At 34.3% G+C, this 18,555-nt stretch carries 20 protein-coding genes; 9 read left to right on the forward strand and 11 right to left on the reverse strand.

From position 1 onward, the window contains the following. The 6 genes from hprK to NQ499_RS01885 all read left to right on the forward strand — a co-directional run bounded on the left by hprK (position 1) and on the right by NQ499_RS01885 (position 4,719). Positions 1–936, forward strand: coding sequence for an HPr(Ser) kinase/phosphatase (hprK, locus tag NQ499_RS01860; RefSeq protein ID WP_006505357.1), 936 nt, complete (start codon positions 1–3; stop codon positions 934–936). A gap of 3 nt (positions 937–939) precedes the next feature. After that, the gene (gene lgt / locus NQ499_RS01865; protein ID WP_006505358.1) at positions 940–1,734 is read left to right on the forward strand and encodes a prolipoprotein diacylglyceryl transferase; all 795 of its coding nucleotides are present in this window, start codon (positions 940–942) and stop codon (positions 1,732–1,734) included. 64 nt (positions 1,735–1,798) lie between these two features. Beyond that, on the forward strand, positions 1,799–2,848 hold the full coding sequence (locus tag NQ499_RS01870) for a GTP pyrophosphokinase (protein ID WP_006505359.1): 1,050 nt from the start codon (positions 1,799–1,801) through the stop codon (positions 2,846–2,848). A gap of 86 nt (positions 2,849–2,934) precedes the next feature. Beyond that, positions 2,935–3,735 carry an SDR family NAD(P)-dependent oxidoreductase gene (locus NQ499_RS01875; RefSeq protein ID WP_022425935.1) on the forward strand — a complete coding sequence of 267 codons (801 nt, stop codon included), beginning with the start codon at positions 2,935–2,937 and terminating at the stop codon, positions 3,733–3,735. Between the two features lie 40 nt (positions 3,736–3,775). After that, a complete protein-coding gene (locus tag NQ499_RS01880; protein ID WP_006505361.1) occupies positions 3,776–4,483 on the forward strand; it encodes an EFR1 family ferrodoxin in 708 nt (235 codons plus the stop codon). Then, positions 4,480–4,719, forward strand: coding sequence for a hypothetical protein (locus NQ499_RS01885; protein WP_006505362.1), 240 nt, complete (start codon positions 4,480–4,482; stop codon positions 4,717–4,719). The genes NQ499_RS01880 and NQ499_RS01885 overlap by 4 nt, the downstream gene beginning before the upstream one ends. 58 nt (positions 4,720–4,777) lie before the next feature. Here NQ499_RS01885 and NQ499_RS01890 read toward each other — a convergent pair whose 3' ends face one another. The 9 genes from NQ499_RS01890 to NQ499_RS01930 form a co-directional block, all read right to left on the reverse strand. Continuing rightward, entirely contained in the window at positions 4,778–5,887 is a 1,110-nt protein-coding gene (locus tag NQ499_RS01890) for a 5-methyltetrahydropteroyltriglutamate--homocysteine S-methyltransferase (RefSeq protein WP_006505363.1), read from the reverse strand. Positions 5,888–5,983: 96 nt separating this feature from the next. Next, positions 5,984–6,388 carry a DUF5301 domain-containing protein gene (locus NQ499_RS01895; protein ID WP_040389786.1) on the reverse strand — a complete coding sequence of 135 codons (405 nt, stop codon included), beginning with the start codon at positions 6,386–6,388 and terminating at the stop codon, positions 5,984–5,986. After that, entirely contained in the window at positions 6,385–7,023 is a 639-nt protein-coding gene (locus NQ499_RS01900; protein WP_006505365.1) for a hypothetical protein, read from the reverse strand. The genes NQ499_RS01895 and NQ499_RS01900 overlap by 4 nt, the downstream gene beginning before the upstream one ends. A 218-nt stretch (positions 7,024–7,241) precedes the next feature. After that, the gene (locus NQ499_RS01905; RefSeq protein WP_259848579.1) at positions 7,242–8,855 is read right to left on the reverse strand and encodes a hypothetical protein; all 1,614 of its coding nucleotides are present in this window, start codon (positions 8,853–8,855) and stop codon (positions 7,242–7,244) included. A gap of 77 nt (positions 8,856–8,932) precedes the next feature. Further along, positions 8,933–9,178, reverse strand: a complete 246-nt coding sequence (locus NQ499_RS01910; protein WP_081455868.1) for a transposase — start codon at positions 9,176–9,178, stop codon at positions 8,933–8,935. Next, positions 9,175–9,324, reverse strand: a complete 150-nt coding sequence (locus NQ499_RS01915) for a hypothetical protein (protein ID WP_006507217.1) — start codon at positions 9,322–9,324, stop codon at positions 9,175–9,177. Before NQ499_RS01915 ends, NQ499_RS01910 begins: the two co-directional genes overlap by 4 nt. A 524-nt stretch (positions 9,325–9,848) precedes the next feature. After that, complete coding sequence (locus NQ499_RS01920; protein WP_006507218.1) at positions 9,849–11,063, reverse strand: ATP-binding protein; 1,215 nt, start codon at positions 11,061–11,063, stop codon at positions 9,849–9,851. A 199-nt stretch (positions 11,064–11,262) separates the two neighbouring features. Then, positions 11,263–11,916 carry a helix-turn-helix domain-containing protein gene (locus NQ499_RS01925; RefSeq protein WP_006507219.1) on the reverse strand — a complete coding sequence of 218 codons (654 nt, stop codon included), beginning with the start codon at positions 11,914–11,916 and terminating at the stop codon, positions 11,263–11,265. A 137-nt stretch (positions 11,917–12,053) separates the two neighbouring features. After that, on the reverse strand, positions 12,054–13,256 hold the full coding sequence (locus tag NQ499_RS01930; protein ID WP_040390290.1) for a class I SAM-dependent rRNA methyltransferase: 1,203 nt from the start codon (positions 13,254–13,256) through the stop codon (positions 12,054–12,056). A gap of 83 nt (positions 13,257–13,339) precedes the next feature. Between NQ499_RS01930 and NQ499_RS01935 the strand changes: the two genes are divergently transcribed. The 3 genes from NQ499_RS01935 to ltrA all read left to right on the forward strand — a co-directional run bounded on the left by NQ499_RS01935 (position 13,340) and on the right by ltrA (position 16,975). Next, positions 13,340–14,290 carry an L-lactate dehydrogenase gene (locus NQ499_RS01935; RefSeq protein ID WP_006507221.1) on the forward strand — a complete coding sequence of 317 codons (951 nt, stop codon included), beginning with the start codon at positions 13,340–13,342 and terminating at the stop codon, positions 14,288–14,290. 52 nt (positions 14,291–14,342) lie between these two features. Next, positions 14,343–15,116 (forward strand): HAD family hydrolase, encoded by a 774-nt coding sequence (locus NQ499_RS01940; RefSeq protein ID WP_040390291.1) that lies wholly within the window; start codon positions 14,343–14,345, stop codon positions 15,114–15,116. Between the two features lie 563 nt (positions 15,117–15,679). Then, positions 15,680–16,975, forward strand: coding sequence for a group II intron reverse transcriptase/maturase (ltrA, locus tag NQ499_RS01945; RefSeq protein ID WP_259848505.1), 1,296 nt, complete (start codon positions 15,680–15,682; stop codon positions 16,973–16,975). A 154-nt stretch (positions 16,976–17,129) separates the two neighbouring features. On the opposite strand, the gene NQ499_RS01950 is transcribed toward ltrA, so the two are convergent. Both NQ499_RS01950 and NQ499_RS01955 read right to left on the reverse strand, forming a co-directional pair. After that, positions 17,130–17,606 (reverse strand): hypothetical protein, encoded by a 477-nt coding sequence (locus tag NQ499_RS01950; RefSeq protein ID WP_006506793.1) that lies wholly within the window; start codon positions 17,604–17,606, stop codon positions 17,130–17,132. A gap of 276 nt (positions 17,607–17,882) precedes the next feature. Beyond that, entirely contained in the window at positions 17,883–18,320 is a 438-nt protein-coding gene (locus NQ499_RS01955; protein WP_006506794.1) for a hypothetical protein, read from the reverse strand. Positions 18,321–18,555 lie beyond the last annotated feature (235 nt).

Here is an 18,555-nt window from a genome sequence, read left to right on the forward strand (position 1 = left end):
ATGGGAAAGTCCGTAAAACTAAAAGACTTGATGAATAATCCAGCCTATAAACGTGTATCTGGAGATGAAGAATCTTTAGAAAGAGAAGTATTTGTCGCAGAAATCAATCGTCCTGGATTTGAGCTTGCAGGTTTCTTTAAACATAGTGATTTTAGAAGAATTATTCTATTAGGTGATAAAGAAAATATATTTATTAGAGAAATGACAAAAGAGAGTCAGCTAGCATGCTTCTCTAAACTTGTGAATGACGAAACACCTTGTATTATTATTGCGAAGGGATATGAAGCACCAGAGATTCTAAAAAATATTGCATGTAAGAGAAACTTCCCAATCTTTGAAACAGAAATGGCAACAGGAAGAGTATCTATTAACTTAATGGGTAAGTTAGACGAACTCTTAGCACCAGAAACACAGATTCATGGTGTATTCTTAAATATTTATGGTAAAGGTGTCATTATCAAAGGGGATAGTGGTATTGGTAAATCCGAAATCGCCCTTGAACTTATTAAGAGAGGACATCAGCTGATTGCGGATGATGCCGTAGAACTTTACCATATTGGTCAGTCTATTATTGGGAAAGCACCGACTGTCTTAAAGAACTTACTAGAAATCCGTGGTATTGGTGTTATTGATGCCTCTAAGATGTTTGGGGCTGCCAGTGTTCTTCCAAAAGAAAAGGTAGACCTTATTATTCAGTTAGAAAGATGGTTACCATCTCGTGAATATAGACGTATTGGAGTAGAAGAAGATGATGTAACTGAAGATATTCTTTCAGTTCCTATTCCTAAGATCGTTGTACCAGTGACTGGCGGACGTTCTATGTCAGTTATTATTGAAGCAGCTGTTATGAATATGCAGCTTAAGGATTCTGGATTTGATTCAAGTAAAGAATTCGTGAATAGAATCCTTGAAAACATTAAAAGTAAGCAGGTGTAAGTTATGCAATTCTTTCCAGAATATAATATATTTCTTAAAATCGGTGGTCTGCAGATTCATATGTATGCAGTATGTATCATTATTGGTGCATTTATTGCCTATCTGCTAGGTCAGTATAATTTTAAGAAATTAGGCTATAGTTCTGAAATTTTATCCGATTACTTCTTTGGAGTACTCATGACAGGGATCATTGGTGCCCGTATCTGGTATGTCATCTTCATGTGGAAAGAACTCTATGCATCTCATCCTGAAGAAATTATTGCGATATGGCATGGTGGACTTGCGATACAGGGTGGAATCATAGCTGCGCTCATTTATAGCTATTACTTTTTTAAAAAGAAGGATATCCCTTTCTTTGTGGCAGGAGATGCAATTATGCCAGGTGTATTGATTGCGCAGGCTTGTGGTCGCTGGGGAAACTTCTTTAATCATGAAGCATTTGGTTCAGCGGTTTCATTAAACTTCCTCAAGTTATTACATCTTCCTCAATTTATCATCAACAATATGTATATTGAGGGGGCGTATCATCATCCTACATTCCTTTATGAATCAGTAGGGAACTTGATTGTTTTTCTTGTGATTATTCTTGTAGTTAAGAAGAAAGCACAATGTACAGGTGAACAGTTCTTCTCTTATTTTATCGGTTATGGTATTGTGAGATTCTTTGTGGAAGGATTACGTACAGACTCACTTATGTTAGGTCCTATCCGTATGGCCCAACTCACATCTATAGTATTTATTATTGCGGGTGTGGCTGGTATATATTACTTAAGAAACTATCAAAAGCGAAAGAATTAATCTTTCGCTTTTTCTTCACATTAAGTTAATGTATCATATGTATGATAAACAAGAGGTGTAAAAGATGGATAAAAGAATTGAAAATCATATCATCCAACAATATTATGACAATCAAAGTCTCTATCGTTCGTTAAAACATGATATTACAGATATTATTGATAATATCATTACAAAGAATAATATAAAGATTTCTAATTTTGCGATACGTATTAAAACAGAAGATGCATTAAGACGTAAAATCTGTTTAAAACATAAGTATAAGGATGTGAATGATATTACAGATATCGTTGCATGCCGTATTATTACATTGTTTGAATCAGATATTGATGTCATTTATAAGTTGATTAAACAGAACTTTGATATTGTGGAATACAATGATAAGAGAAAGAAGAACTATGATGACCGTATTGATTTCGGTTATAACTCTCTTCATTTATTAGTTAAATATAATGAAGCGAGACTGAATATGATAGAGTATTCAGATTATCGTCATATTGTCTTTGAAATACAAATTAGAACTATTCTCCAGCATTCTTGGGCTGAAGTAGAACATGGTCTAGGTTATAAGTCACAATATGAAATTCCTAAGGATATTCGTAGAAGACTCACAAGACTCAGTGCGACTCTAGAAATACTAGATGAAGAATTTGTGAATATAAGAGATGATATAGAAGAATACAATAGGGGTATTGATCATATAGAGAAGGTATTAAAGACAGACTTGAACTATAACTCTCTCATGACTTATTACCATGATTCTCCTATTATGAGTGAATTAACACAGATCATCTGTGAACAATTCAATGTATCAATTAAAGAAGAGCCTTATATTATATCTGAATTAAGAGTTGTAAAAAGATTCCATAATCTAGGCTATATGTATGTTCATGAACTCGATGAATTCATTATAGAAAATAGAGATAACATCGTAAACTTTGCGCAGTCAAAGCTCCGTTTCTTAGAAAAGAATAAGTATTTCAACCCTTATGATATCTTTGTCTGGGTATCACTGATCATGTTGTTGAATCAAGGTGTGGATGATCCTGAAAATATCATCAGTAATGAAATGTTCAGTATTCCTAATAAGAATGAAATAGATAAAGGAATTAATTAATATGTATCATATTTTGACACATTTATGATTGATTCATGTATAATTACATTAACGCTTTTAAATTAAAAAGAAAGAAGGTAAATAATATGGGATTTTTAGAAGGTAAGACTGTCATTGTGACTGGTGGTGGACGTGCTGTACTTGAAGATGGTACATGTGGTTCAATTGGTTATGGTATCGTAACAGCATTTGCGAAAGAAGGGGCAAATATTGTCATTACTGGACGTAACCTAAAGAAACTAGAAGATGCAAAAGAAGAAATTGAAAGACTTTATAATGTAGAAGTTCTTCCAGTACAGGCTGATGTGAATGCAGGTGCTGATAATGAAGCAGTAGTAAAAGCAGTTGTTGAAAAGGCAATTGAAAAGTTCGGTCATATTGATGCATTAGTCAATAATGCACAGGCAAGTGCATCTGGTGTATCTCTTGCAGAACATACTACAGAACAGTTTGATTTAGCTATGTATTCAGGATTATATGCAGCATTCTATTATATGAAAGCATGTTATCCATACTTAAAAGAAACAAAAGGTTCAGTCATCAACTTTGCATCGGGTGCTGGATTATTTGGAAACAAAGGTCAGTGCTCTTATGCTGCTGCAAAAGAAGGTATCCGTGGTTTAACACGTGTTGCTGCGACTGAATGGGCTGCAGATGGTATCAACGTAAACGTTGTATGCCCACTTGCTTGGACTGCTCAGCTTGAAAAGTTTGAAAAAGCTTATCCAGAAGCATTCAAGGCCAATGTTCATACACCACCTATGGGACATTTTGGTGACAATGAAAAAGAAATCGGACGTGTTGTTGTACAATTAACTTCTCCAGACTTCAAATATATGACTGGTGAAACAATCACTCTTGAAGGTGGATTAGGAATGAGACCATAAGGAAACGCAATGCGTTTCCTTTTTTCAAAGGAGTAATGCAATGATTTATTATTTTAGTGGAACAGGAAATAGCCATTATGTAGCAGAAGTACTTTCAAAGTCCCTACAGGATACTATGCAATCTATTGAATCAGCTCAAAGCATTAAACAGGATGAAATAATAGGTATTGTCACACCTGTTTATTTCTTTGGTTTACCTGATATTGTGAAGGATTTTTTAGAAAGACTCTCTGTTTCTCCTAAGTCTTATTTTTATCTTGTCGTGACTTATGGTGGTAAACCAGGGAATATAGGTAAAGAAGCGAATAGTATCATGCAGAAGAAAGGCACAGGCTTTTATGCGATGTATGGTGTGAAAATGGTGGATACGTATATTCCTATGTATGATGCATCTAAAAATGAAAAGGTAGAATCTCAAATAGATCCTCAAATAGAAGAAATCATCACTACAATCAAGGAAAGAAGAATAGGGGACTACTTGAAAGGAACAGTACCAGTTCTTATTAATAAGGCCTGTTCGTTTCAATATAAGCAGATAAGAAAAACAAACAACTTAACCATTGATGAATCCTGTATTCATTGTGGCTTATGTGCAAAAGAATGTCCCGAACAGGCGATAGAAATCAAAGACCATGTGACATTTAGAAAAGAACAGTGTATGATGTGTTTAAGATGTTTACATCATTGTCCTGTGAATGCAATCAGATTTAAAAATAAGGACAAAGGACAATACAGGAGGTTACTATGATCAAAGAAGATATTCTAATCAAGAATACAACAAGAGAACAGAGAGAACAAATTGTGAATGATGCCTTAGGTATAGTAGATGGTTTATGTGATGGTTGTTCACAGGGAATCATTTCTATGTATGATGCGTATATTGATGGCTTAAAAGAACTAGATGAAATCAACAGAGAATTCAATGCCCACTATGAAGTAGATGATAAACGTGGTGGCAATAGAGGCGGCTGTTCAATGATGTAAGAAGTAAGAGTGATCTTACTTCTTTTTTTACATGAAAAAAGAACTTCTTTCGAAGTTCTTATCCCCATACCTCTTCGGCAATTTCTTTGACTAATTTTAATTTAGCCCACTGCTGTTCTTCAGTGAGTTTATTACCAATCGCACATGATGCGAATCCACATTGTGGACTTAAATAGAGTCTATCTAATGGAATAAACTTAGCTGCTTCATGAATTCTCTTAATCACTGTTTCTTTATCTTCTAATTCAGGTGTTTTAGTTGTAATCAAACCTAATACAACTTTCTTATCTTCTGATACCTTTGCGAGAGGTGCAAATCCTCCAGATCTTTCATCATCATATTCTAGATATAAAGCATCGACATTTTCTTTCGCAAATACATAATCAGCGACAGAATTATAAGGACCTTTCGCAAAGAATGTAGAATGGTAATTACCACGACAGATATGTGATGTAATCACCATGTCTTCTGGTTTATTTTCTAATGCAAGGTTATTGACTGCAAGTAATTCAGCTTTTACTTCTTCTAAATCAAGTCCTAAAGATTCATATCTCTGTTTTGCAGCATCTCCTACAATCGCACCCCAAGTACAGTCATCTAACTGTAGATTACGGCATCCTGCATCATAGAACTGTTTAATGACGTCCTGATAAGCCACACCAATATCATGAATCAATTCTTCATTTGTAGCATAGAACTTTCTTGTAGTTTCAAAGTTAGCAGGTACAATCATCTGCTGGAAAGTCTGTGCAGGGGCTGGAATAGTATACTTAGCCACTGTATTTTCATCTTCGAACTGTTTTAAGAACTTAAAGTATTCCACAAAAGGATGTGCTTTTGCCTTAATCTTACCTACAAGATAAGTATCATCCAATACTGCAAGTTCTGTATTAAATCTTACACCATTACCAGTATTCTTATGTTCAACACCTTCAAATCCCCACATGAAATCTAAATGCCAGAATGTTCTTCTGAATTCTCCATCAGTGATCACATGGTATCCTAATTCCTTCTGTTTCTTAACTACTTTTACAACTTCTTCATCTACAACATGATCATAATCTTCCTGAGATAACTTTCCGTTATCCAATGCTTCCTTAGCATCCTTAAGAGCCTGTGGTCTTAAAAAACTTCCTACAAAATCATATCTAAAAGGTACATTTCCCATTTCTTATTCCTCCTTGGTTAGTGATTGTATTATAACAACCATTTTTACTATTGAGAAATACATATAATATGCAGTTATATATAGTCTAAAACTATATTAATCTTCGTACTCCACTATCAGCTTATCTTTATTATTCTTAATAGTCTTATATAAGTCAGAAGGAATCTTCCATACTCCATTATAAGGTTCTTCTATATAAGTCTTTCCATTTCTTTCATAGACATAATATGTTTTTGTATCCATCTTTACCTTGATATAATCAACATTATCAGGGCTATCGTTTACTGACTCTTTTGAATAAGATGACTTTTCTTCTATATCTTTAATCAAAGAAGAAATCTTATCTTGATTTAATTCATAGACAGTAGTTATTGCACCACCATGTACATGTCCAAATTCTACCTTAGATGTATCTGGCAGATCTAAGGTCTTTTTATTAGAATTAAAACAATACACACCAAATAACATCAATATAATAACTAATACACCCATCTTTTTCATGATATCCACCATGTATCGTTATGCCTCTGTAGACATCCTCTTTCTTCTGATATTTTATGTCCTTTTAAATCTCTTACAACAACCTTTTCATAATATTCATAGTGTTCTGATGCACAATCATTGAAATCATCCCATCCATTTTCTATCCACTTAGATAAGTACACCTTATTGTCATCAATAGTGAGTACATTCTCCTGTGGATCCATCTTAAAATGAAACCTTCTCGGATAATAACAAACCAACTCTTCATTCTGACTTATAATATGCACATCTTCACCTATGATACATAAGTTATATGTGTTTATTTTCTTGATATTAAGCTCTGTGACAGTTTCTAATAATTCATCTGGTAAATACTTATAGAGAGTCATGATTCCTTTGTTGTAGTCTCCTTGTAAGAAATAGAAGTAGTTGTTTATGAATACAGGCTTTCCATATAATACATTCTTCTGACGTTTAAAAGGTTGAATAACCTTCCTGTTTTCATAATCATAGAAAGATATGATAGAACCCTTGTGATTCTTGTGGAACTCATAGAATTCAACATAATCACTTATTGCATATCCAAAACGCGTTTGTCCTTCTATATTATCGATAGTTGTACCATTAACTTGATTAAATTGAATAATATTCATAGTGCACCTCCTACCTCAATTCTGACTACTCCCACGGGCAAGCCCGTGGGGTTCTGATTGCCAAGTGTAGCTTGTAATCGTACATCATTTTCAGACTTTGGAGTTACAAGTGTAAATCTATTTGAATCAGAACTTTCATTACCAAGCAGTCCAACGACCACATTAACGGTAAATTTCTACTTTCGTAAGGAAGTATAATCAATCTCCCTGAATATGTTTTACGCTATCTTAATTCCGCTATTTAATACCTTGATCTCGTTAGCCTTAATCCATTCGACTAGGGCTTTTTCTTTGTTGTAACACTTATCAAATTCAGAAATACATTTGTTTTTATCTATATCTTGGGTTCTGTAATCGTAACAGTATAATAGGAATGATGAATACCAGTCTCGTTGTACCTCTGTACCATCTTGTAGCTTATACATTCGGTCAGATAATCTCTTTTTAATATAGTCATCAACAGTATGGTCGTACTGTGAGGCTCTATAATCATTAGATACTTCAATATATATACCACCTGATACCTTGAATTTCTGTTCTACAGCAGTTTGAAACCCAGAAGGACATCTATTCTTTATGGATCTGCCAAAACGCTTTTTCCTATTAAACTTGCCTTTGCTATTGACCGTAGTTTCTTTAGCTCGTCTCATAAGCTTGCCTGCATTTTTAGGTTCTGTGATAAATATATCTCCAAGACTTCTTAAATGGTTGGCGTCTTCATTTATTGCAAGCTGTCTATTTATAGCATTAATACGACATAATTCAGAATGTTTTTCTTTTAATTTCTTATAACGATTAGAATAAATCCAGGTTTTGCGACCTTTTTTAACAGTACCATCTTCATTATAATTCTGAGGATTAGTTGCACGTCTTGACCTGTCCATAGCACGGTAAAGCAGACGTTCTTTTCTCTCAGAAGTCTGAATACTGTTGCCACGCTCTGAAAGATTCTTCAATCCCACCTCAGTATCAGATGTATAAGCAACAGTCTGTGTACCAATATCAGCACCTATCATACCTTTGCCGAACTTATGTCTTGGATTGCCATGCTTATCATATTTTTGCTTTGCTTTACCCTCGATAGTAAGATGCAGATATACTCTGTATTTACCTCTTATCATCCTGGGAACAAGCGTAGCATAGCAGGGTCTGTATGTATCTATGCAATAGCTATCCTTAATAAGAGTGTTAACAGCCCTGTCATCCAAAATCTCAGATTCGGCAAGATATGATAAAACCGCATCTACTTCATCCTGTTGGAATCTATCATTTATTTGTATTCCAAATACCATCCTGCCAAGTTTGAATTGTAACTTATTATCCTTAACGAATATGCGGATACCACGATTCATCTGTTTCGCACGAATACAAGGCAGTTCTCCATATTTTGAGAAATGTAAGATATTACCATTGCCATATAAACATTTTTCCATGCCATGCCAAATATCTTCGGCTTTAGTCAGAGCAAATACAGCGTCTACGCCATATTTCTTGCCTATTGGAATCATGGACGTTCTGCAGTATTCCCATGTAATATTATAAGCTTTCTGCATTTCATTAAGTTGTTTGGCATAAGTTTTGCGCTTATCCCTATCTTTAGTGTTACCATAAAGAAACAGTAATTTACGGTATCTCTTTGTACGCATAAGCTGGTCATAATTCTTTCTCATAAAACCTACAAGTTCGTTGCCTGCTTTTCTGATCTTATTCGAAAGCTTTACAACTTTTTGTATATCAGAAGAAGACATATCAGTTTCTACAGCCAGGATATGCCTGTCAGAAAGCTTATGAAATTGTTTAAGTTGTCTTTTATGTTCTTTATCAGTTATCATTTTTCTGCTCCTTAATATACTTGATTACTGTAGATACAAAATATCCTCTAGACCATAAAATACCGTATCCTGCAGAATTATATTAATTGTGGAAATGCCTTGAATAGTTCAATAGCACTTATATCTTTAAAAGTCCTTACAACATCACAGGGAGCAGCAGTTTGTGGTACATCTACAAAGACATGTACATGGTCAGGCATCACAACAAGAGCCTTAATGTGGTAATAGATTTTCTGTAATATCTGTTTCAATATTTCCTCTACATTACCTTTTAATACCAGAAATATGAATTTAGAATACCTGATAATGTGATACTGTATCAGATATTTTCAATACGAAGCAAGTCAAGAAATATAATACTCTCTCCTTCCTCAACAGAATAGATACGTGCAGGGTTTTCAAGTTCTGTTTTCCATCCAGTAGGAATGGAAATATTTATTTGTACATTGTCACTTTTTGTTCGTGCCATTACTTTTTTCCACAACTTGAATGATATGCTGAATTATTAGGAGTGCACTGTTCTGCATGGTTATTATTGTTCGCTATATGTGCAGCATTATTAGGGTTTTTCTGATTACAGTGATGGTTGTTTTGTTGTATGTGTGTTTATATCATGGTTACTCTTACTAATGATCTGTTGACTTTCTATACTTTAATATACATAGATTATATATCATTTTTCTAAGTATTTATCAAGTGAAATGTGGCTTTCATCCCACACGCAAGCATGTGGTTTTTTCGCCACAAATTTATATCAAGAAGTACTACTATCTGACGGATTTTTATAAACTTCTTTTATTTGATGCTCGAATATGACAGCATTACTTGAATCATATCTTTAAAAGAAAAAAGAGGGAGAGTAATATAAACTCTCCCCTGCCTGTAGGCTTCGCAAGTTTCTACAGAACGATCACTAGAATTAATATATGTTATTTTGATTGTTTTGTCAATAATTCAAAACGGGTTTATTACTCTATGATTGATTTGCTCTTACTATGTCCATTTCTCAGCTAAAAGGAAATCACGAATATTTTGATGTTTAATACCATTTCGGCTCATATCAAATTCATCAAGAGAAACTACATACTTAGGGAAATTGTCTCGGATATTATCATATGCACCAAATTCACGTTTAATTGTATCTTCTGATGCTAAGAGATATGTTACCTGAACATACAACTTTTCACCATGTTTATCACATACAAAATCAATTTCTTTTTCTCCTGTTTTACCAACAGTCACTTTATAGCCTCGACGTAATAATTCAAGATAGACAATATTTTCTAGAATGAAATTTATATCTCGCATATTGCCTCCAAAAACAGCTTCACGGATACCATGATCTGCAATATAATACTTTTCATTTGTAGAAAGTATCTGTTTGCCTTGTAGATCAACTCGTTTCACTTGATAGAACAGATAAGCATCGCAACAATATTTGATATAGTTTAGGATTGTTTCTGGCGCAACAGTACGTTGTTCACTTTTGAGAAACTTCGCAAGAGAATTTGCAGAGAAGGTTGTACCTACATTCGCAATCACATATGCAATAATACGTTCTAGTAAATCTACATCACGTATTTTATTGCGTTTCACAATATCTTTAAGCTGTACAGAGTTAAATAAGTCGTGAAGATATTGTTTAGATGGTTCATCTGCATATTGAATATTCGCAAGATAGGGCATACCTCCAGTAATGAGATACTTTTGAAAACATTGTTGGATTGAATTATTAGGGTAAATTGGACGATATAATTCGATGAATTCTCCAAAAGAAAATGGATAGATGACAAACTCTACATATCTCCCGCCTAAATAAGTTGCAAGTTCACCAGATAATAGTTTTGCGTTTGATCCAGTGATATAGATGTCACAGTCCAATGAAACACGAAAAGAATTAATACACTTCTCCCAATCTTTCACTTCTTGAATTTCATCGAAAAAAAGATAAACTTTACCACCGATTTCCTTGGCACGGCAAGTAATTTCGTCATGAAGAGACTGTGCTGTCTGTAAATGAGAATAGCTTAAGTCTTCAAAGTTGATGGAGATAAACTGTGTTGGATTAACACCTGATTCTACAAGTTCCTGTTTTATTAGTTCTAACATAACGGATTTCCCACAACGACGAATTCCAGTCATTACCTTAATGAGATCCGATCCAATGAATGGACGAATACGTTTCATATAGAGTTCACGTTTAATCATTCATCTCAGCCCCTTTCCTTATAACTATTCCTATTATATCACATATATAACTGAAATTTCATTTATAAATATGGAATTTATCAGATATAACTGATAAAATAGAGAAATAAACAAAAGTATAAGTTATAACTGAAAAGATGATGACCAAACGAGTCATCATCCTTTCTTACTTTTCATCAACTAACTGGAATTCTTTTAGTTACTTATTTTTTTGATTGTGACGTTTCTTATTCCAAAGTGAACCTACCAACATACCGATTGCAGAGATTATTGATCCAGCTACAATCATTCCTAACTCAGGGGAATTCAGTTTATTAACAGCAATGTTGTTTGCTATTTTGAATGTACCATATTCAGCAAGCATATACATTACGCCAAAGAAAAGAGTGAATGCCCATTTTCCTTTTCCCCAAAAGTTATTTTTACCAATCACAACAGATACAATAAATGTAGTTACAGGAAGAATAAACCAAAGGAACATCAAGCTGTAACCCATAGCATCACTTCCACTTGTAAAAAACCAGAATACTATCATTGCATACGCCCAAATCAAGAGATAGGAGAGAATCGTAACAATCTTGTTTCTGTTGGTATTGCTTTTCACAACATTCGTACTTTCTTCAAGATAATCATAATAGTTTTTCATTTTTTCTTCTCCCTTCAATAGATAGTCAAGAGAGACATCGTAGCATTCGCTCATTTTAATGACGCTGATGATATCTGGATAGGACTTTTCGTTTTCCCAATTTGAGATTGTCTGGCGACTCACACCCAACAATTCAGCAACCTGTTCTTGCGTCAGCTTTTTTTCAATTCGTGCTGCCTTGATTTTACTTCCGATATCATATTCCATACCACTGTCCCTTCTTGCGCTTTTATTGTAGGAAAAACACCCATTATTGTCTATCAAATAGCTTTGACATCATTTATTATGCATGTCAAAATCCTTTTACATCTGCTAAATCAAGCATTACTGCCTTTTTCCAGTCATTACTTTTCATCAACCACCTGGAAGATATAGAATTTCAAGTAATAGCTATTCTCATCACCATTCCACAAAATAGGATGATCTGCTGCCTGTGTTCTAAATTCTACCTGTCTTAATCTCTTATGTACAAGCTTTGCAGCCTGTCCAATAGTTTTAGTAAATGTATCATAGTCCATAAAATGAGAACATGAACATGTAGCTAGATATCCACCATCTTTTACTAATTTCATACCTCTCATATTAATTTCACGATAGCCTTTAATCGCATTCTTAATAGATGCACGAGACTTTGTGAAAGCAGGGGGATCTAATATAACCATATCAAATAACTCTCCCTGAGCCTCTAATTCTGGTAAGAAATCAAATACATCATGACATTCAAACTTAACAGTATCTTCTAAACCATTAAACTTAGAATTCTCATTCGCAAGATCTACCGCAAACTGAGATGCATCCACACCTAAAACACTTTGAGCCCCTGCAATACCAGCATTCAATGCAAAAGTACCAATATAAGTAAAACAGTCTAATACTTTTGCATCTTTACATAACTTCTGTATTGCAAGTCTATTATATTTCTGATCAAGGAAGAAACCAGTCTTCTGTCCTTCTGCAACATCTATATGATACTTAACACCATTTTCTACAATATCAATATGAGGATCAAAAGTTTCACCAATAAACCCTTTGACTCTTTCCATACCTTCCTTAGTACGTTCCTTGGCATCACTACGTTCATATACACCTCTAATAGTAATGCCATCCTGTAGTAGAATATCCTTCATAAGTTCTACAATCTCTTCCTTAAAGGCATCAATACCTAATGCGAGAGACTGTACAACTAATATATCCTCAAACTTATCAATTACTAAACCTGGTAAGAAATCAGCATCTCCAAACACAATACGACAGCTAGATGTATCTACTGTCTTCTTACGATAATCCCAGGCATTCTGTAATCTCATACGTAAGAAATCAGAATCAATCTCTTGATCAATATTTCTAGTCATCAAACGAATTCTAATCTTAGAATTCTGGTTAATATAACCTCTACCTAATGGATACTCATTATGGGCATATACATCTACAATATCACCATTTTTGAAATGTCCATGTATCTCTTTTATTTCATTGTCATAAATCCATAAACCGCCTGCATTAATAGTACGGCCTTCACCCTTTTTTAATAGTACTTTTGTTTTCATATTTGAACCTCTCTTGGTCATTATTATACATTTGATAGGACAGTTGTGCTACAATATTAACAATTCAAGGAGGAAAAAATAAGATGAGTTTTAAGGATTCTAAAGTAGTTATTGTTGGGTTAGGTAATGTAGGTGCTACAACTGCCTACTCAATTATTAACCAGGGACTTTGTGAAGAGATTGTATTAATAGATATTAATAAAGAAAAAGCATATGGTGAAGCATTAGATATGCAGCAGTCAGTTTACTTCATGAATAGAAATATTAAAGTAAAATCAGGGGATTATTCTGATTGTAAGGATGCAGATGTAGTGATTATTACAGCATCAGCACCAATGCCTAAAGATTCTCATGACCGTTTACAGATGTTAGCACCAAGTATTAAGATTATTAAGTCTATTGTGGGTTCTACAATGGCGTCTGGCTTTAATGGTATCTTTATTGTCGTATCTAACCCAGTAGATATTATGAGTTATATTACTTGGAAGGAATCAGGTTTACCAAAGAACCAGGTTATTGGTAGTGGTACAACTCTTGATAGTGCAAGATTATCTTGTCGTTTAGCTGATATGTATCATTTAGATGCAAAGAGTGTATCAGCATATGTATGTGGTGAACATGGTGATTCAGAAATGGTGACATGGTCTAGTGCCACTATTGGTGGTAAGAGTGTAGAAGATGTATTAAAAGATAATGCGGAACGTACTAAGGATGCCACTAAGGAAACATTAAGACATGCTGTTATTGAAGATGGATGGCAGATCTTTAACCGTAAAGGTAATACATGTTATGGTATTGCGGCAGCAACTACCGCAATTTTGAAATCTATTCTCTTTAATGAAAATAGAATTTATCCAGTATCTGTTCATTTAGATGGTCAGTATGGTATGAATGATATCTTCTTAAGTGTTCCTACTATTATTGATAAGACAGGAGCTAAAGAAATAGTAGAAATAAATATGAAAGAAGATGAGCAGAAAGCACTCGAGGAATCATATAAAGTTCTGAAAGATTTCTGTCAACAGTTAGACTAAGAGAGGGTAAACCTCTCTTTTTATGTTAGAATGGATCCATGGAGGATTTGGTATGATTAAGATTGCATTTTTTGATATTGATGGAACTTTAAGCAATATGGAAACACGCAGTGTTTCTGATATTACTATAGAAACATTACAGAGATTACAGGCTAATAATATAAAGGTATGTATTGCGACAGGAAGACATCCTTTAAGTGTACCTACTTTTGAAGGAGTAACTTTTGATGCCATACTTTCTTTTAATGGGTCTTATTGTTTTGATAAGGAAGGACATGTTTTGTATAGTCATCCTATCCCACATGAGGATGTATTAAGAATTATAGAGAATGCTTCTTCTATTAATAGATTTGTTTCACTTGCAAGTAAAAAAGACAGTAAAGCCAATGGAACAGATAAAGACTTAGATGATTATTATGCATTTTCTAAACAGAAAGTGAATGTAGAAGAAGATTTTGATACTTTTGTGAATGAAGATATTTATCAGATCATGTGTGGTGGATATGAGAATGAATATGATGCATTAATGAAGGATGTAGAAGGTGCACAAATTACAGCATGGTGGAATAGGGCAGTAGATATTATTCCAGTAGGTGGTGGAAAGGGTAATGGTATACATAAGGTATTAGAGTATTATCATTTTACACCGGAGGAAGCTATCGCTTTTGGAGATGGTACGAATGATATTGAAATGTTGGAAGCAGTGGGTACAGGAGTCGCAATGGGTAATGCGACTGATAATGTGAAGGCTATTGCGGATGATATCTGTTTGTCTGTAGCAGAAGATGGTGTATATCACTACTGTTTAGATCATAAGCTTATTTAAAGATGGGAAACCATCTTTTTTAAGGTGTGCCGGGCATGGCACTGATTCAGTCGGAGATAAACCGACCACAGGTAGTTACCGCCAAGTGTAGTGAACCACAAGCCGATACCATAAAGGTAGGAGTGAAGGAAGTGGTGTAGCAATTCCTTTGAGCGTACGAACAGAAACTTGATATAAGGCTAAATGGTGGATAAGGTTGCCTTACAAACCGAAGTCCTAAAGGTAAACGTAAAACCAAGAGAGTAAATCAAGGCGTTGTGAAGGAAACAGGATTAGTGAATTACCCCGGGAGGCCTCACAGGCAACGAAGTCCAATATCTTTAAAATCAGTGATGGTAAGTTGTGCGACAAAAAGCTCACTGTGAGGAGTCAGCTGAGGTCATAGTAGGTGTCTCACCAACACTAAAGGACCTAATGTTTATATGATGTTACTCATCATAAAGCAATGTCTAGATAGTTCGAAATTGGAATCATTTCATAAATGGAAAACGTAATTTCTGTGGAGATGAAGGAAGAGGGAACAGTTCTAGATAAATCTACGATATGAAAAGGAGAACACAGACATGAGATTAATTGATGAAATACTTAGTGATTCTAACATCGACAGGGCTATTCTACAGGTCAAGAGAAACAAAGGTGTATCTGGAATCGACAAGATGACAGTAGATGAACTTGATGAATATTTCTATAAGTATAGAAGAGAGATTAGATACTCTATACTTAATAAGAAGTATAAGCCCCAATCAGTCAAGAGAGTCTATATCCCAAAGCCTAATGGCAAGAAAAGACCATTAGGTATACCTACAGTAGTGGATAGAGTTATTCAACAGGCTGTTGCACAGATATTGATGAAGAAATTAGATTCTTCATTCAGTGAATTCAGTTATGGATTCAGACCAAGAAAAAGTGCACAGATGGCTGTATTAAAGACTCTAGAATACATCAATGAAGGTTATGACTGGGTTATAGACTTAGATATTGAAGCATACTTTGACACTGTAAATCATGATAAATTAATCTCAATACTTAGAGAAAAGCACGTGAATGACTCAACAACATTACATCTTATTCGCAAATTCATGCAGGCAGGGATTATGGAAGATGGTTTAGTAAAACCTTCGAGAATCGGTGTGCCTCAGGGAGGTCCACTCTCACCAATCCTTTCTAACGTTTATTTAGATAAGTTTGACAAGGAACTGGAATATAGAGGACTACGCTTTGTTAGATATGCAGATGACTGCAATATCTTCGTTAAGAGCGAGATGAGTGCAAATAGAGTAATGAAGTCAGTCACTTCATGGCTAGAGAGAAAACTATTTCTTAAAGTCAGCGCTACTAAAACCAAAGTGGTCAGACCACCCGAAAGCAAGTTTCTAGGATTCACCTACCTCCAAAGGAATGGTGAATGGAAATGCAAGCCTTCCAATCAGAGCAAGATGAAAATCTACGATAAATGTAGAAGAGAACTTATAAGAAGGATAGGAATTGCACGCCCTCTTGCAGTTACATTCAAGAGAATCAATCAGATTGTAGTGGGGTGGATTAACTATTATCGAATAGGCGTGATGAAATACTTCATTGACGTCTTTGGTCAATGGCTTCGCCATAAAATCAGAGTAATCATTTTGAAACAGTGGAAAAGACCTAAAACGATTTATAAAAACTTATACAAAATGAATAGGCTATTTTCTTGCCAATTTTCTGATGAACAAATCTTTTCGGTGGCAAACTCTAGACGCGGACTTTATAGCCAGGCCTGTGGTCATGTAATTAATAATATTATTAGTCCCAAATTCTTGGGTAAAAGAATAGGAGATAGACCTGGTCTGATCAATCCCCTTAATTACTATCTAAGTTAGTCTGAAATTATCATATAAATGTAGCGCCGTATACGAGACCCGTACGTACGGTGCAACGGGAGGCACAGAAATAATAGTTAATTAACCTTTTAATATTATTCCTTGTCTACCCTATTATAAGAAAACACAGAACGGATGTTCTGTGTTGAAAGTCTTATGAATGGTTGCTTGAGTTACCAGTTGACTGAATAAGCCCCTGATGATGCCAAACTCTTGTCATATTTTTGCCCCATCCAAGTGGTGTTGTAGATTCAGTTGTCCAGTAAATCACATTACCAGGTACAAAACCAATATTAGTAGCTTTGTGTTCATATGTGCCATCTGTATACATAGTACAATTTAAATCATTACTTCCAACTTGGTTGTTGATTTCTTTCATTCCAATTACTTTATGACCCTGTACAACAAGTGCGTTATTAGAAGCAGTCCCACATCCATCTTTACTGTGGCATACGTATCCTTGGAAAGTAGAAGGATTATAACCACCTTCTGTACCATATAGACCTATACTTTTTTCATGGTTATTGGCTTCATCTATATTACATGCGATAGCAATACAAGGACCATTGCTAACACTCTGATTTACTAAATAATTTTCTGCAGCTGCTGCAGGTCTAATCCATGTTCTCATAATTAAAATCCCCCTTTGTAAATTTATAATAACTTAATATTTTTGATTACCTTCTAATAATACCACTATCAAAATAAAAATTCTGTAGATTTTAAGACCATTTATGCTTTAATATGTCTTTTTGTGAAGAAGCATGAATGAGCTCTAAGAAAATACCAATATATTATGTATTTATTTTAAATTTATATTTTTGTATACCTAATTAAAAGTATATATATGTAATGAATTGCAAGCTCATATAAAAACACAGAACGAATTTGTTCTGTGTTCAAAGTCTTATGAATGGTTAGGTCTATTTGTATCAATCTGACTAATTTTTAATCTACCTTTATGAGTATATTCTAATCCTGTACTTAGATCCTTACTCTTCCAAGTAACATCTGTATAAGTACCGACTGTAGGAGTATATCCTGAAATACTATAAATAGGACGGCTTGTATCAGTTACACCATTGTTTTTTTCGTAACCTGAACCTGTAGCACCAGCAAATGAAATATCTGCATCATTACCACAAATACCATGTAACTTACCTTCACTGTCTGTATACCATCCTGATTGTTGGCCGTTATAATCATCAAATTCTTTTTGACCATTTGTACTACCATTACCAGGATATTGGCATTGAATCTTACCTACAATGCAGGCACTCACTGCTACATTTTGATTTGCAGCTAAATTTTCTTCATAAACTGAAGGTTTTACCCATTTTCTCATAATAAATTCCTCCTTCGGACATAATTGCTAATAGATATAAAATTATATCTATTAGCTTTTCCTTTTTATCATTTTTCTAGATTATAACATCTACTCTTTAAAAAATATAGATTTCTAGTCAAATTTTAATGTTAAAATGTGTCATTTAAGCAAATACACAACGCTTACAATACGAATATACTAAAATAAGACAGAAATATTTCTTTATGTGCTATGCATGATCTATCTTCCATAC

This window comes from Catenibacterium mitsuokai, assembly GCF_025148785.1.
Classification (GTDB): domain Bacteria; phylum Bacillota_I; class Bacilli_A; order Erysipelotrichales; family Coprobacillaceae; genus Catenibacterium; species Catenibacterium mitsuoka.